Genomic DNA, 14,460 nt, shown 5'->3' with positions numbered 1-14,460 from the left:
TTGAAAAGCTTCGCCCCGGGGCGGGGCTCCTACGAAAGACCGCTTTGGCAAGCTTATCTGATCGGCATTGGGCAAGAGGCCTGATTCTCTCGCCCAAGAAAAAGCCCGCGATTGATTCGCGGGCTTTTTCTTGACGCTGGCGAACGTTACCAGCCGACACCAAAGCCAAGGGTGTAGCGGGTTTCATCCAGATCCCCTTCGGCACCGCTGACCATGTCCTTCTCGGCCTTCATGTTCAACGACGCCCAGTCGGTGACCTTGTAGCGCAGGCCGATCTCGGCATCCAGGCTATAGTCGGCGGCGCTGCTGAGCGGGCGCACCACTTCACCGACGCTGAACAGCTCGACGGTCTTGCCGATCAGATAGCGGTTGTAGTCCCACTTCACGCTCATGGCATAGAAACGGTCCTGTTCACCGTTGCTATACAGGTAGTCACTGCGGTTGGCCAGGGTGGCGAGGGAGAACGCCCCCAGCTCGTCATCCCAGAACTGGTAACCCGGACCGGTACCCAGGGTGCGCTGACGCTCGACTTCTTCGATACGGTCGCGCTTGTACTCGAAGCGCCCCTGCCAGAACCATTTCTCCGTGAGGAAACGGTCAAGGGCATATTCGGCGTTCCAGTTGTCGGTGCTGACGACGTCGTTTTTCAGCTCGCGGTTGTAATCGGCCAGCGCGTTATGCCGCCACAGGCCATGACGGGCCTGGGTCTTGATGCCGACATCGTAGTCGTCGGAGTCGCGCTCACCGCGCTTGTAGTCCAGACCGAGGTCGACATTGCCCTTCCAGGTGAAGTCCTCGACCAGCGGCTTGGGCTTCATGATCTGTTCGATCTGCGCCAGCTCGATGGTTTTCGGCGAGTCACCATTGGCCAGTGTCACCTTGCCCGGCTCGGCGGCCAGCAGCGATTTGGCACGCTCGCCATCCACAGGGCCAAGTTTGACCAGCAGCTCATGGTCGCTTTGCAGGGTGGCGATTTTCTTCCAGCTCAGCGGGATGGAGCCGCCGTAGTCGGTTTCCAGCAGCAGTTTGCTGCCGTCGAAGAAACGAATGGTGCCGGTCAGGCGGTCACCGTTGGTCAGCCAGACGGTGTCGGCAAAAGTGGCGGAGCTGAGCAGGGCAAGGCTCAGACCAAGCAGCGAGAAGGATGATGGACGCGACATGGCAGGTCAGTAAGGCTCTGATGGGCGAAAAAGCCGGGCATTATCCGCAAGCCCGACACTTGAGCAAGAGCTGACCGACAGCCTGCCGTAGAGTTCAGCGTATTTGGTCGGCCAACCCTGCGCAGGACGCTGCTGCCTGCTGCATGATTGGCCTTGCAGGCTCACCAACCGATGCCGACACCGATCAGGTAATGTCGGTCAGAAACCCTCTGACCCTGGGCCGCCAGCTGATTGAGCTCATACAGCAGCAACAGCCGCGCCACTGGTTGAGGCGGTAGCGCAGGCCGAATTCGCTATCGAGCACGTAGTCGATTTCTTCGATATGCGGGATCTGCAACTGGGCATTGGCATAGAACTCCAGCCGCGTACCCCACAGCAGGCGCTTGTAATCCAGCTCCAGCGAAGTGGTATTGAACGCCAGATCAGCAACATCCGACTCCAGACGCACGCGATTGAACTGCCCGATCAGGTCGAAGCGACCCAGTTCGTCATCCCAGAAGCGATAACCGGGGCCGGTGCCGACGATACGCTGACGGTCGACGATCTCGAATTCATCCTCGCCCTGCTGCACGCCCGCACGCCAGAACCAATGCTCGGTCAGAAAGCGGTCGAGGTCGTATTCCAGCTCCCAGTTGTCTTCGACCTTGCGATCATTCTTAATTTCACGCTCCAGTTCGCCGCTGAGCAGATGGCGCCAACGACCATGCTCGACGCGGGTATTGCCCTTGAGCTTCCACTCGTCGACATCGTTCTCGTTGCGCTTCATGTCCAGTTTGGCATCAAGGTTGCCCTCCCAGAGACGATCCTCCAGCAACGGCCGTGGCGGCACCAGGCGCTTGATCTGCGCCAGCGGCAAGGTGTACTCGCGCTCACCCTGCACGCGAACCATGCCCGCGCCGGCGGCGGCCAACCTTTCGCTGCGCTCGTTGTCGAAACCGCTGCGCCGCACCAGCAGGGGCTTGTCGGAGCTGAGGGTATCGATATCCTTCCAGTCGATCAGCACCTGGCCGGCATATCGGGTCTTGAGCGCCAGCTTGCCGCCATCGAGCAGGATGATCTCACCGCTCAGACGATCGCCGTTGTTCAACCAGACGGTATCGGCCCAAAGCGGTGCAGCCAGGATTGAAAGACACCAGGCAATCAGTACACGCATGATAAGGACGCACCCCATGGGCAGGATTAAACCCGCAGAGTCTGCATGGCCGGCCTCGCCACCGGCAAGCGCAGAGGCACGCCGCGAAGCGCTGTACCTGGTATTGGCACAGGTGCCGGCCGGTAAGGTCGTCAATTACGGCGAGCTGGCGCAGTTGGCCGGCCTGGGCCGCGCCGCACGCTGGGTCGGTCGTACCCTGGGCCAACTCCCCGATGGCACCACCCTGCCCTGGCATCGCGTCATTGCCGCAGGCGGCCGTCTCAGCCTGAGCGCTGGCAGCCCGGCGGGCGCCGAACAACGGGCGCGCCTGCGGGCGGAGGGCATCAGCATCCTGAACGAACGTGTGGATATGCGTCGTCACGGCTGGCGCCCGATGGAGCACAGCAGTTAGAGTGCGCCCTACGAACCACCCCTCCAGCCCAAATTCGAGCCTGATGCCACGCAAATCCTGGCGAGAAGCCCTCGCCACCTACGCCAACCCCGCCACACTGGCGCTGCTGCTTCTGGGCTTCGCCGCCGGCCTGCCCTACATGCTGGTGTTCTCGACCCTGTCGGTCTGGCTGCGCGAAGCCGGCGTAGCACGCGAGACCATCGGTTTTGCCAGCCTCATCGGCCTGGCGTATGCCTTCAAATGGGTCTGGGCCCCGATGCTCGACCAGTGGCGCCTGCCAGTGTTGGGCAAGCTTGGCCGGCGCCGCTCCTGGCTGGTGCTGTCACAGGGCCTGGTTGCCATCGGCCTGATCGGCATGGCGCATTACGACCCGCAAACGCACCTCTCGACGCTGATCGCCCTGGCCGTGCTGGTCGCCTTCGCTTCGGCCACCCAGGACATCGCCGTCGATGCCTACCGTCTGGAAATCCTCGGCGATGAGCATCAGGCTGCGCTGGCCGCCGCCTACATGACCGGCTACCGCGTCGCCGCGCTGCTGGCCACCGCCGGCGCGCTGTATTTCGCCGAAGGCTTCGGCTCGACCGCCAAGGACTACCAGTTCAGCGCCTGGACCGGCACCTACATGGTCTTCGCCCTGCTGATGCTGCCTGGCTTGCTCACCTCCATCTGGATGCGCGAGCCGCCAGCACCTCCGCACATCAATGTCGCGCCACCCAAGCATGGCTTTTTCCACCAACTGCTGGCGATCAGCGCGGTGATCGTGCTGATCATCGCCGTGCCGACCATGTTCATCCAGTTCTATCAGAGCGATCTGATGCCAATGCTGCTCGGCGACGTCAGCATGCAGGAGCTGCTCTACAACGACCGCGCCTTCCTGCGTGCGCTGCTCTACAGCACCCTGGCCTGCGTGTGCGCCTCCGGGCTGTTCTGGGGTGGGCTGGCGCCGGTGCTGAAAACGGCAGCGGCAAGGTATGGATTCTTCCATCAGCTGCTGTCCGTGCTGCTGCTGATCATCCTGCTGATCGCCATCCCGGCCATGGTCACCCAGTTCTACGAAAGTGACCTGATGCTGGTGTTCCAGGGCCAGATAAGCCTGCAGGAGCTGCTCTACTACGACCGCGCCTTCCTGCGTGCACTGCTCTATACCCTGCTCACCGGCCTGTCCATCTCCAGCCTGTTCTGGGGCGGCATGGCCCCGGTGCTGACGCCGATCAACGACTTCATCGTGCGCTATCGCTGGCAGGCGCTGCTCTTGCTGAGCCTGATTGCCACCTATCGCCTGTCCGACACCGTAATGGGGGTGATGGCCAACGTCTTCTATATCGACCAGGGCTTCACCAAGGAGCAGATCGCCAGTGTCAGCAAGATTTTCGGCCTGGTGATGACCCTGCTCGGCGCCGGGGTCGGCGGGCTGCTGATCGTGCGTTTCGGCATCATGCCGATTCTGCTGATCGGTGCCACCGCATCGGCGGCCACCAACCTGATGTTCATGCTGCTGGTGGGCATGGGCCCACACCTGAACATGCTGATCGTCACCATCAGTTGCGACAACTTCAGCGCCGGCCTGGCCACCTCGGCGTTCGTCGCCTACCTGTCGAGCCTGACCAACCTGAAATTCTCGGCCACCCAGTACGCCCTGCTCAGCTCCATCATGCTGCTGCTGCCGCGCCTGATCGGTGGTTATTCCGGCGTGATGGTGGAAAGCCTCGGCTACGCCCACTTCTTCCTCGCCACGGCGCTGATGGGGATACCGACACTGCTGCTTATCATCATTCAGTGGCGCCGCGACAAACGCCAAGCGCGGCCTGAGACGACACCGTCTGCTGTCGAGCAAGCCTGACACCAGGCAGAAAAAAGCCCCGGATCGACCGGGGCTTTTTTGTGGTGAGTGTCAATCAGCCTTGGCCAGATGCACCACCCGCTGCGGGAACGGAATACCAATACCCGCCTCGGTCAGACGCTCCTTGGCCAGTTCGGTGAACTCGAAGGTCACCGGCCAGAAATCACCAGTCGCCACCCATACGCGCAGCGAGATGTTCACCGCACTGTCACCCAGCCCGGTCACGAACACAACCGGCGCAGGATCGACATGTACACGCGGGTCCTGGGCGATTTCCAGCAGCACCTCGCGCGCTTTTTTGATATCGCTGGAGTAGTCGATGCCGATATTGATGTCGGCGCGCCGACGCGGCTCACGCGAGTAGTTGGTGATGTGGCCGTTGGACAGGCTGCCATTGGGCACGATGACGACCTTGTTATCGCCGGTCTTCAGCGTGGTATGGAAGATCTGGATGCTGTCGACGCTACCGGAGACACCCTGTGCCTCGATCCAATCACCAGCCCGGAACGGACGGAACAGCATGATCAGCACGCCACCGGCGAAGTTGGCCAGGCTGCCCTGCAACGCCAGGCCGATGGCCAGACCCGCGGCACCGATCATGGCGATGAACGAAGTGGTCTCCACACCGATCATCGAAGCCACGCTGATCAGCAGCAGAATACGCAGCACGATGCTGACCAGGCTGCCAATGAAGCTGCTCAACGCGCGGTCCACCTTACGCGCTGCGAGCATGCTCTCGATGCTCGACGTCAGCCGGCTGATCAGCCACCAGCCGATCAGCAGAGTGATCACTGCCAGGGTCAGCTTGCCGCTGTACTCCAACACCACCGGCAGCCAGGCCTCGGACATCTTCACCAGTTCCTCGACGTTCATCTCCATAGGGTGCTCCTGTTTTCCCGTACATGAAACGAAACCGCCATGGCAAGCCATGGCGGTCAGAATGCTATCTGCCTAGCCTGCGACGACTCAGCATCACAAAGGTTCAATCGCGGAAGTTGTTGTACTGCAGCGGCATGCCGAACTCGTGACCCAGCAGCAGGGCGATTGCTTCCTGCAGGTCGTCACGCTTCTTGCCGGTAACGCGTACCTGCTCACCCTGGATGGCGGCCTGCACCTTGAGCTTGGCGTCCTTGATGTGAGCGACGATCTTCTTCGCCAGCTCCTTGTCGATGCCCTCGCGGAAGGTGACTTCCTGCTTCATCACCTTGCCCGAGGCATAGGGCTCCTTGGTTTCCAGGCATTGGCAGTCGATCTTGCGTTTGACCAGGCTGCTGCGCACGATATCGAGCATCTGCTCGAGCATGAACTCGGCCTCAGCGGTCAAGGTCAGCGCCTTGTCCTTGCTCTCGATGCTGCATTTGCCACGCAGGTCGAACCGACGGTCGAGCTCCTTGATGGCATTGTCGACCGCATTGGTCAGTTCGTGTTTGTCCAGTTCAGACACGATGTCGAACGAAGGCATGAGTGGGCTCCTGATGGACGGCGCGATCCTCTTCACGGAGTGAACGCGCCTGACTTGACGATAACTATGGCGAGCCCATTATATCCAGACTGATACGCGCCGTTTGGCGTCCTTCCTCTCTGTCTGCGAGCCAGCCACATGCCCAACCCCCATCTCAGCATCCTGGTGGTGGATGACGCCAAGTTCTCCAGCGCCATGATCGGCCGTGCACTGAGCCAGGCCGGCTATCAGGATGTGCGCTTCGCCAGCAGCGCCAGCGAAGCCTTGCAGTTGCTCGAGCAGCGCCCTGCCAGCGTGCTGCTGGCCGACTGGCTGATGCCCGAGATCGACGGCCTGGAGCTGACCGCCAGGGTGCGTCAACTGGACGAAACCGCCGATCACTACACCTACATCATCCTGCTGACCGGCAAGGAAGGCGAAAACGTTTTGAGCGAAGCCTTCGACCGCGGCGTAGATGACTTCATCAGCAAGGCGGCGATGAACGAGCAACTGGTGCCCCGTGTGTACGCCGCTGATCGCCTGTGCAACACCTTGCAGCGCCTGCTACACGAAAACCGCATGCTCACGCATAACATCGCCAGCCTGGAGCGGCGTAACCTGGTCGATCCGCTCACCGGTCTGGGCAACCCGCGCTATCTGCAGCAGAAGCTCACCGACAGCCTGCGTCAGATCGAATCGCGCGGCGGTGCCGTGTGCTACCTGCTGATCGGCTTGCAGGACGCCAGTCAGTTGCGCAGCCAATACGGCGACCGTTTCTTCAACGAGCTGCTACATGGCGTCGCACGACGCCTGCAACAGCTCGTCAGACCACTGGACGTGCTGACCCGCCTGGATGACAACCACTTCGGCCTGATCACTCTGCTCGAAGACCTGCACGAGTGCTCGCCTAGCAGCTTCAAGCGCCTGCACGAAGGGCTCAACTTCAAGGCCTTCAAGACCAGCGAAGGGTTCATTACGCTGAAAGCCGGCATCAGCCTGGTCGGCCTGGACGCCAAGGCGCTGCCCACCACCCCAGAACAACTGATTCAGCATGCGCAAAATCTGCTGCCAGAGTCTTATGTCAGCGGCCGGGTCGCTGCCATGCGCCTGCCTCTGCCGTGACCTGGCACATCCTCGGCGCCGGTAGCCTCGGCAGCCTTTGGGCCACACGTCTGGCCCGTGCCGGCCTGTCGGTCAGGCTGATTCTGCGCAACCGGCAACGCCTCGCGGCCTACCAGCAGGCTGGCGGCCTGACTCTGATCGAAGCAGGCCAGGCCCAGCAGTACGCCATTGCCGCAGAGTTGCCACAAGCCGACGCCCCCATCCATCGCCTGCTGCTGGCTTGCAAGGCCTATGACGCGCAAAGCGCGGTGGCGACCATCGCCGAGCGTCTGGCGCCGGGCGCCGAACTGCTGCTGTTACAGAACGGCCTGGGCAGCCAGGATGAAGTAGCCCAACGCCTACCCAGACAGCGTTGCCTGTTCGTCTCTAGTACTGAAGGGGCCTTTCGCCCTGCCGACTTTCAGGTGGTGTTCGCCGGCAACGGCTACAACTGGCTGGGCGACCCGAACGATCCCCAGCCGCCAGCCTGGCTGGACGAGCTGCAGCACGCGGGCATCGCTCACCAGTGGAGCCCGGATATCCTCACGCGCCTGTGGCGCAAGCTGGCGCTGAACTGCGCAATCAACCCGCTCAGCGTATTACACGACTGCCGCAATGGAGGCCTGAGCGAACATCCGGCCGAAGTTGCCACCCTGTGCGCCGAGCTCGGCGAACTGCTACAGCGCTGCGGCCAACCAGCGGCGGCGGAGAATCTGCATGAGGAAGTCCAGCGCGTGATTCTCGCCACCGCGGCTAACTACTCGTCCATGCACCAGGACGTAGCGCAGGGACGTCGTACCGAGATCAGCTACCTGCTTGGCTATGCCTGCGCCGCCGCACAGCGTCATCAACTGCATGTGCCGCACCTGCAGCATCTGCAACAGCGCCTGCTGAGCCACCTGCGTGAACGGGGTTTGCCTCTCGCTTGAGTACGCAGGGCGGGTGCAACCCATCACTCGCAGCTTGGCGGGTTGCACCCGCCCTACACTGGCAGTAGGCAATGGCCTGACAGCCGCGCTAACCTGCCGTCCTCACTCGTCACAACGATACCCTCATGAGACTGCGTCAGCGCCTCGAAAACCTGCCAGTGGGCCGCAAACTGCTCGCCGCACTGCTGGTGTTGCTCGCCGCCGTGATGCTGGTGGCCAATCTGGCTTTCATCAGTGCAGCCTACTGGATCACCCAGGAGAGCATGGCGCCACAGGCCCTGCACACCCTCGGCCGGCTTATCGCCAGCCCGACGCTGAGCAAGGAAGCCTTGCACTCGTCCGCCTCGGCCGAAGCCCTGCTCAAACGCCTGGACGATTACGCGCCCCTGCGTGCAGCGGTTATCTACGACAGCAATGGCAACAGCCTGGCACAACTGCAACGCGGCGAAAAACTGCAGCTACCGCAGCAACTGAGCCATCTGCAGAACTGGCGCGAAACGGCCTTTCGCACCAACCTGCTGGTCGACCTGCCGCACCCCAGCGGTCGCCCCGGCGCCCTGCTGCTGGTGGCTTCCAGCGAATTGCCTGGTGCCTTCTATACCGGCACCCTGACCGCGAGCCTGGTGATTCTGGCGTTCAGCGTGCTGCTGTGGATGCTGGTGGCCAGGCAGATCAAACGCCTGGTGACCAAACCCATTCGCCGCCTGGAAGAACTATCACGCCAGGTCACCCGCGAAGAGAACTATGCGCTGCGCGCCAATCGCGGCAATCAGGACGAGATCGGCAGCCTGGCCGATGCGTTCAATACCATGCTGATGCGCATGGAGGCCCGCGAGCAGCAGCTCAAGCGTGCCCGCGACGACGCCCAGCAGGCCTTCGATCAGGCGCAGAGCCTGGCCGAGGAAACCCGCCACTCCAACCGCAAGCTGGAATTGGAGGTGCAGGTGCGCAGCAAGATCGAGAAGAAACTCACCGGCTTTCAGAACTACCTCAACAGCATCATCGACTCCATGCCTTCGGCGCTGATCGCCCTCGACGAACAGCTCTACGTGACGCAGTGGAATCAGGAAGCCAGCGCCCTGTCCGGTACGCGCCTGGAAGAAGCGCTGAACCAGCCGGTGTTTCTCGCCTTCCCGCCACTCAAACCCTTTCTTGCGCAGCTCAAACGCACCGCCGAGCAACATCGTGTGGAGAAGATCGAGCGTGTCACCTGGCACAAGGATGAAGAGCCCCACCACTACGCCCTGACCTTCTACCCGCTGATGGGCAGCGCCGGACGGGGCGTGGTGATCCGTATCGACGACATCACCCAGCGCCTGGCCCTGGAGGAAATGATGGTGCAGTCGGAGAAGATGCTCTCCGTCGGCGGCCTGGCGGCGGGCATGGCACACGAAATCAACAACCCGCTCGGCGCCATTCTGCATAACGTGCAGAACATCCGCCGGCGCCTGTCGCCGGGTCTGGAAAAGAATGTCGAACAGGCCGAGCAGGCCGGCGTCAGCCTGCCTGCCATTGAGCACTATATGGAGGCCCGTGAGGTACCGCGCCTGCTCGACGGCATCCAGCAGGCCGGCCAGCGCGCCGCCAAGATCGTCAGCCACATGCTCAGCTTCAGCCGCCGCAGCGACCGCCAGCTATCGCCCTGCGATCTGCCGGCGCTGATCGACCAAGCCCTGGAGATCGCCGGTAACGACTTCGACCTGACCGACAGTTTCGACTTCAAGACCCTGGAGATCGTGCACCAGTTCGATCCGCTACTGGGCCCGGTAGCCGGCACCGCCAACGAACTGGAGCAGGTGCTGCTCAACCTGCTGAAGAACGCTGCCCAGGCCATTCACCAGCGCGACGAGGATACCGAGCCCGGCCGCATCATCCTGCGCACTCGACAGGCCGGTAGTTGGGCGGAGGTCCAGGTGGAAGACAACGGCACCGGCATGAGCGAGGCGGTGCGCAAACGCATCTTCGAACCCTTCTTCACCACCAAGGAGGTGGGTCAGGGCACCGGACTCGGCCTGGCGGTCTCCTACTTCATCATCACCAACAATCATAAAGGGCAGATGGAAGTGCACTCGACGCCCGGCCAGGGCACCTGTTTCACCCTGCGCCTGCCGCTGGCCTCGCTGCCCGATCACACAGGACTCTGAGACATGGGCTTTCGCCTCTCGAAGATCTACACCCGCACTGGCGACAAAGGCGAAACCGGGTTGGCCGACGGCCGCCGGGTCGGCAAAGACCACCCACGCATCGAAGCCATAGGCGAGTTGGACACGCTCAACAGCCAGCTCGGCCTGCTGCTTGCCGAACTGGATGATGCCGCCACGACCTGGCCGGCACTCAAGGAGATCAGCGAGGTGCTGAGCCCCTGCCAGCACCGTCTGTTCGATCTCGGGGGCGAACTGGCAATGCCCGAGTACCAGGCCTTGCAGCAGGTAGAAGTGCAGCGCCTGGAGACGGCCATCGACAACTGGAACGAAGAGGTCGGGCCACTGGAAAACTTCATCCTGCCTGGCGGCTCCAGGCTGATCGCCCAAGCCCACGTGTGCCGCAGCCTCGCGCGCAGCAGCGAGCGCCGCTGCCAGCACCTCAACGCCGTGGAACCGCTACGCGGTGAGGGCCTGGCCTACGTCAACCGCCTCTCCGACCTACTGTTCGTCGCGGCCCGCCTGATCGCCAAGCGCCAGGGCATTGCCGAGGTGCTGTGGAAGGCGGCAGACAAACCGTAGCTCGCGACCTCACATGTAGACGGAGGGTAGGAGCGAGGGGGACGCCTAGTTCTCTGCTCGCAAAGCTTCTTAGACTCGCCGATGTTCGCGAGCAGAGCTCGCTCCTACAGAAATACGGCGTCCCACAAGGGATAATTGGCCAGTTGCGTTACCAGGCCGCTCCGCAGCGGGTTGGCGATGATATAACGAGCGATGTCACGTACATCATCCTCCCGGCGTAAAGCCCGGTCATGGTAGCCGGACTGCCAGACCTTACCGCTGCGTTGCAAGCGCTGATTGATTGCCTTGGCGCTGCGCGACTTAACCTGCTGCAACAGCTTCTCCAAGTCGCACTGCCCCAGTTGAAGCAACCAGTGAAAGTGATCCGGCATCACAACCCAGCACAATGAGGTGGCGAGGTCTTGCTCCTCAGCAAGACGTAATTCGTCGATCAGCAGCCGTCCCACAAAAAAGTCGTGAAATCAAGGTTGTCTACAGTGGGTAACGGCTGTAATCGAATAAATGCGGCCAGATTCAGAAAAGCGACCGCTGCGCAGATGAGACGTATGGTAATGGGCATTCCTTGCCTCCTGCCTGCATGCAACCTCAGGTATAGACTGTAGGAGCGAGCTCTGCTCGCGAAGCTTCTTAGACTCGCCGATGTTCGCGAGCAGAGCTCGCTCCTACAAGGCGCTGTCCGGCCAGAACGCGCGGATACCGGCCACGCCCTGGGCGCCAACCTGCCAGGCGCGTTCGATATCGGCCGGGCCGACACCGCCCAACAGGTAAGCCGGCAGGTTGAAATGGATCAGCATCTCGCTTGCTGCCTCCCAACCCAGCGGCAGTGCTTCGGGATGCGTTGCGGTCGCCTGCACTGGCGACAGGGTGACGAAATCCACACCCATCTGCGCTGCCAACGCCAGCTCTTCGGCACTGTGGCAGGACGCTGCCAGCCAGCGATGCTCAGGGAAAGGTCGGCCGCCAGTGGCATGCTTGCGCAGCTGCTCGGCAGTCAGGTGCCAGCCTGCCGCCGGAAAGTCGCCCAGCCACTCCAGCGGTCCCTTGAGCATCAGTTGCGCCTTGCCGGCGCACAGGCCCTGCACGTCGACTGCCAGGTCCCGATACTGCGGATCGAACATGTTCGGCGCACGCAGCTGGATCAACCGGACACCCTGCGCCAGGGCACTGCGGATGCCGGCCAGCAGCTCGCTCGGTTCCAGGCCGTCCGGGGTGATCAGATAACGATCAGGCAACCTCGCGGCGGCGACGATGGGTTTGTTGGCAGCGGGAAACTCGTACTCCAGCAGTTGCCGCTCGCTGACCCAGGCTAGCGGCTGGCCTTCTGCGCCATGCGGCTCACCGCTGAAGGTCGAGACTTCCCAGACGTCCAGCAACACCTGCTTGTCCGGGTAATCGTGGCGAATCTGAATCAGCGCACGCGCCGCTTGCGGACGGATGCCAAGCTCCTCCTGCAACTCACGGTCGAGGGCGACGCGCACTGCCTCGCCCTCTTCCACCTTGCCGCCGGGAAACTCCCACAGACCACCCTGGTGCTTATCCTGCGGGCGCTTGGCAATCAGGATGCGTCCATCGACACCCCGAATCACCGCTGCGGCGACATGAATACGCTTCACTCCTTCACCTCCTGCAATGCTGCCTGATACCAGCGTTGGAACGCCGGCCAACGATAGATGGTTTCGACATAGGCCGCTGCCGCTGTCGGTAGCGCCACACGATAGCTGCGCAGTCGCGCGGCGACCGGCGCGTAGAAGGCATCGGCGATGCTGGCCTGGCCGAACAGATAGTTGCCGGTACTGGCGTAACGCTCACGGCAGCCAGCCCAGATCGCGCAGATGCGATCGATATCGGCCTGCGCCTCGTCAGGCAGTTCGGCCAGCGCCTTGTCCCGCGCCAGGTCCATCGGCAGATGACTGCGCAGCGCCGTGAAGCCGCTGTGCATCTCCGCACAGATACTGCGCGCCAGCGCGCGAGCCTGCTGCTCCTGCGGCCACAGCTGCGATTCTGGATAGCACTCGGCCAGGTACTCGGCAATCGCGAGGGAGTCCCACACCGCACCCTGCTCGGTCAGCAGAACCGGCACCTTGCCGGTGGGCGAATAGCGCAACAGTTGTGCGCGACTGTCTGGCTGAAACAAACGCACCCGCAGCTCTTCGCAGTCGGCACCGGCCAGATCGACCGCCAGCGCCGCACGCAGAGACCAGGAGGAATAGTTCTTGTCGCCAATCACCAGTTGCAGTGCCATCTTGCGTGTCCTCGCCTACGTTCCTGGGAATACCCGAAGTCGCTCGACGTTAAAAGCCCGCCCCCCGAATAGCAAATTCCCGCGCGTCATGGGGTCATGAGGCGCGGGAATAATGGACGGCCGGGACTGATCAGGTGCGATATTCGGCGTTGATCTTGACGTACTCGTGGGACAGGTCGGTGGTCCAGATGGTCTCGCTGCAGTTGCCGCGACCCAGCTCGATGCGGATGGTGATCTCCTCACGCGCCATCACCGCTGCGCCCTGCTCTTCGGTATAGGTGGTCGCACGGCAACCCTTGCTGGCAATGCAGACTTCGCCAAGGAACACATCGATCTTGCTCACGTCCAGCTGTGGCACGCCGGCATAGCCGACAGCCGCGAGGATACGCCCCCAGTTGGGATCGGAGGCGAACAGCGCGGTCTTGATCAGCGGCGAATGAGCCACGGCATAAGCCACGTCCAGGCACTCCTGATGAGTGCCACCGCCGTTGACCTGCACGGTGACGAACTTGGTCGCACCTTCACCGTCACGGACGATGGCCTGCGCCACTTCCATGAACACTTCGAACACCGCCTGCCTGAGCTTGGCGAACAGCTCACCGGAGGCGTCACTGATCTCAGGCAGTGCGGCCTGGCCGGTGGCGATCAGCATGCAGCAATCGTTGGTGGAGGTGTCACCGTCGATGGTGATGCGGTTGAACGACTTGTTCGCCGCATCGCGCACCAGATCCTGCAGCACGCCCTGCGCGACCTTGGCGTCGGTGGCGATGTAGCCAAGCATGGTGGCCATGTTCGGGCGGATCATACCGGCGCCCTTGGAGATGCCGGTCACGGTGATGGTCACGCCATCGTGCTGAAACTGACGGCTGGCGCCCTTGGGCAGGGTGTCGGTGGTCATGATGCCGGTGGCGGCAGCTTCCCAGTTGTCAGCCTTGAGGTCATCCAGCGCGGCCTGCAACGCGGACTCGATCTTCTCGACCGGCAGCGGCTCGCCGATCACACCGGTGGAAAACGGCAGCACGGCGCTTTCGGTAACACCGGTCAGTTCAGCCAGGCGCGCACAGGAGCGACGCGCACGGGCCAGGCCATCAGCGCCGGTACCCGCGTTGGCATTGCCGGTATTGGTCAGCAGGTAACGCACTTCGCCGCCCAGACGCTCGCGCGTGATCAGTACAGGGGCCGCGCAGAAGGCGTTGGTGGTGGTCACCCCGGCGATACGCGAGCCTTCGGCACAGCGCATCACCACCACATCCTTGCGCCCTGGACGCTTGATGCCGGCCGAGGCGATACCCAGCTCGAAACCAGGAACCGGGTGCAGGGTAGACAGCGGGCCAAGACCAACAGCCATGAGATGCGCTCCTTCAGATATACGGTGATCGCTTCGGCGACCGAATGAGATGGTAAAACGCCGCGAGCGGCTGGGCCGTTCGCGGCGTTGTCAGGGCGCTGGCAGCATAGCCGAAGCGCCCGCTACTGCAAG

General features: G+C 62.5%; 11 protein-coding genes and 3 pseudogenes. 6 read left to right on the top strand and 8 right to left on the bottom strand.

The annotated features are described in order from the left end of the window. Positions 1 to 146: 146 nt before the first annotated feature. Positions 147 to 1,160 (bottom strand): DUF481 domain-containing protein, encoded by a 1,014-nt coding sequence (locus BLT86_RS24370; protein WP_090336945.1) that lies wholly within the window; start codon positions 1,158 to 1,160, stop codon positions 147 to 149. A 161-nt stretch (positions 1,161 to 1,321) separates the two neighbouring features. Beyond that, positions 1,322 to 2,313, bottom strand: a pseudogene (locus BLT86_RS24365) (DUF481 domain-containing protein). A 16-nt stretch (positions 2,314 to 2,329) separates the two neighbouring features. Between BLT86_RS24365 and BLT86_RS24360 the strand changes: the two are divergent. Beyond that, positions 2,330 to 2,704, top strand: coding sequence for an MGMT family protein (locus tag BLT86_RS24360; protein WP_090336942.1), 375 nt, complete (start codon positions 2,330 to 2,332; stop codon positions 2,702 to 2,704). A gap of 43 nt (positions 2,705 to 2,747) precedes the next feature. After that, a complete protein-coding gene (locus tag BLT86_RS24355; protein ID WP_090336941.1) occupies positions 2,748 to 4,544 on the top strand; it encodes an AmpG family muropeptide MFS transporter in 1,797 nt (598 codons plus the stop codon). Between the two features lie 51 nt (positions 4,545 to 4,595). Here the strand turns inward: BLT86_RS24355 and BLT86_RS24350 are convergent, their stop codons facing one another. Together BLT86_RS24350 and BLT86_RS24345 are read right to left on the bottom strand one after the other, a co-directional pair. Beyond that, the gene (locus BLT86_RS24350; RefSeq protein ID WP_092380113.1) at positions 4,596 to 5,423 is read right to left on the bottom strand and encodes a mechanosensitive ion channel family protein; all 828 of its coding nucleotides are present in this window, start codon (positions 5,421 to 5,423) and stop codon (positions 4,596 to 4,598) included. Positions 5,424 to 5,526: 103 nt separating this feature from the next. Next, positions 5,527 to 6,006 carry a YajQ family cyclic di-GMP-binding protein gene (locus BLT86_RS24345; protein ID WP_092380111.1) on the bottom strand — a complete coding sequence of 160 codons (480 nt, stop codon included), beginning with the start codon at positions 6,004 to 6,006 and terminating at the stop codon, positions 5,527 to 5,529. A gap of 135 nt (positions 6,007 to 6,141) precedes the next feature. Between BLT86_RS24345 and BLT86_RS24340 the strand changes: the two are divergent. The 4 genes and pseudogenes from BLT86_RS24340 to BLT86_RS24325 form a co-directional block, all read left to right on the top strand. Further along, a pseudogene (locus BLT86_RS24340) lies at positions 6,142 to 7,107 on the top strand (response regulator); the annotation flags it as partial. Then, on the top strand, positions 7,104 to 8,015 hold the full coding sequence (locus BLT86_RS24335; RefSeq protein ID WP_092380106.1) for a putative 2-dehydropantoate 2-reductase: 912 nt from the start codon (positions 7,104 to 7,106) through the stop codon (positions 8,013 to 8,015). The pseudogene BLT86_RS24340 and the gene BLT86_RS24335, both read left to right, overlap by 4 nt. A gap of 125 nt (positions 8,016 to 8,140) precedes the next feature. Beyond that, a complete protein-coding gene (locus BLT86_RS24330) occupies positions 8,141 to 10,159 on the top strand; it encodes an ATP-binding protein (RefSeq protein ID WP_090336934.1) in 2,019 nt (672 codons plus the stop codon). A gap of 3 nt (positions 10,160 to 10,162) precedes the next feature. Then, positions 10,163 to 10,738: a cob(I)yrinic acid a,c-diamide adenosyltransferase gene (locus BLT86_RS24325; protein WP_003459361.1), complete on the top strand. Its 576-nt coding sequence runs from the start codon at positions 10,163 to 10,165 to the stop codon at positions 10,736 to 10,738. A gap of 104 nt (positions 10,739 to 10,842) precedes the next feature. On the opposite strand, the pseudogene BLT86_RS24320 reads toward BLT86_RS24325, so the two are convergent. From BLT86_RS24320 to argJ, 4 genes and pseudogenes are all read right to left on the bottom strand, one after another. Beyond that, positions 10,843 to 11,331, bottom strand: a pseudogene (locus tag BLT86_RS24320) (REP-associated tyrosine transposase). Between the two features lie 69 nt (positions 11,332 to 11,400). Continuing rightward, on the bottom strand, positions 11,401 to 12,351 hold the full coding sequence (locus BLT86_RS24315) for a Nudix family hydrolase (RefSeq protein ID WP_092380104.1): 951 nt from the start codon (positions 12,349 to 12,351) through the stop codon (positions 11,401 to 11,403). Continuing rightward, on the bottom strand, positions 12,348 to 12,980 hold the full coding sequence (locus tag BLT86_RS24310) for a glutathione S-transferase family protein (protein ID WP_092380103.1): 633 nt from the start codon (positions 12,978 to 12,980) through the stop codon (positions 12,348 to 12,350). Before BLT86_RS24310 ends, BLT86_RS24315 begins: the two co-directional genes overlap by 4 nt. 130 nt (positions 12,981 to 13,110) lie before the next feature. Further along, positions 13,111 to 14,328, bottom strand: a complete 1,218-nt coding sequence (gene argJ / locus BLT86_RS24305; RefSeq protein ID WP_092380101.1) for a bifunctional glutamate N-acetyltransferase/amino-acid acetyltransferase ArgJ — start codon at positions 14,326 to 14,328, stop codon at positions 13,111 to 13,113. Between the last annotated feature and the right edge of the window lie 132 nt (positions 14,329 to 14,460).

Origin of the sequence: Pseudomonas sihuiensis, from assembly GCF_900106015.1 — a bacterium.
GTDB classification, from domain to species: domain Bacteria; phylum Pseudomonadota; class Gammaproteobacteria; order Pseudomonadales; family Pseudomonadaceae; genus Aquipseudomonas; species Aquipseudomonas sihuiensis.
The sequence above is the reverse complement of the archived record's forward strand: the minus strand, read 5'-3'. Positions and strand labels throughout refer to the sequence as shown.

Excerpts from the sequence above, each read along its gene's own strand:
- BLT86_RS24310 (WP_092380103.1), bottom strand. The coding sequence starts at position 12,980 with ATGGCACTGCAACTGGTGATTGGCGACAAGAACTATTCCTCCTGGTCT.
- argJ (WP_092380101.1), bottom strand. The coding sequence starts at position 14,328 with ATGGCTGTTGGTCTTGGCCCGCTGTCTACCCTGCACCCGGTTCCTGGT.
- BLT86_RS24360 (WP_090336942.1), top strand. The coding sequence starts at position 2,330 with ATGGGCAGGATTAAACCCGCAGAGTCTGCATGGCCGGCCTCGCCACCG.
- BLT86_RS24370 (WP_090336945.1), bottom strand. The coding sequence starts at position 1,160 with ATGTCGCGTCCATCATCCTTCTCGCTGCTTGGTCTGAGCCTTGCCCTG.
- BLT86_RS24325 (WP_003459361.1), top strand. The coding sequence starts at position 10,163 with ATGGGCTTTCGCCTCTCGAAGATCTACACCCGCACTGGCGACAAAGGC.
- BLT86_RS24350 (WP_092380113.1), bottom strand. The coding sequence starts at position 5,423 with ATGGAGATGAACGTCGAGGAACTGGTGAAGATGTCCGAGGCCTGGCTG.
- BLT86_RS24330 (WP_090336934.1), top strand. The coding sequence starts at position 8,141 with ATGAGACTGCGTCAGCGCCTCGAAAACCTGCCAGTGGGCCGCAAACTG.
- BLT86_RS24355 (WP_090336941.1), top strand. The coding sequence starts at position 2,748 with ATGCCACGCAAATCCTGGCGAGAAGCCCTCGCCACCTACGCCAACCCC.
- BLT86_RS24345 (WP_092380111.1), bottom strand. The coding sequence starts at position 6,006 with ATGCCTTCGTTCGACATCGTGTCTGAACTGGACAAACACGAACTGACC.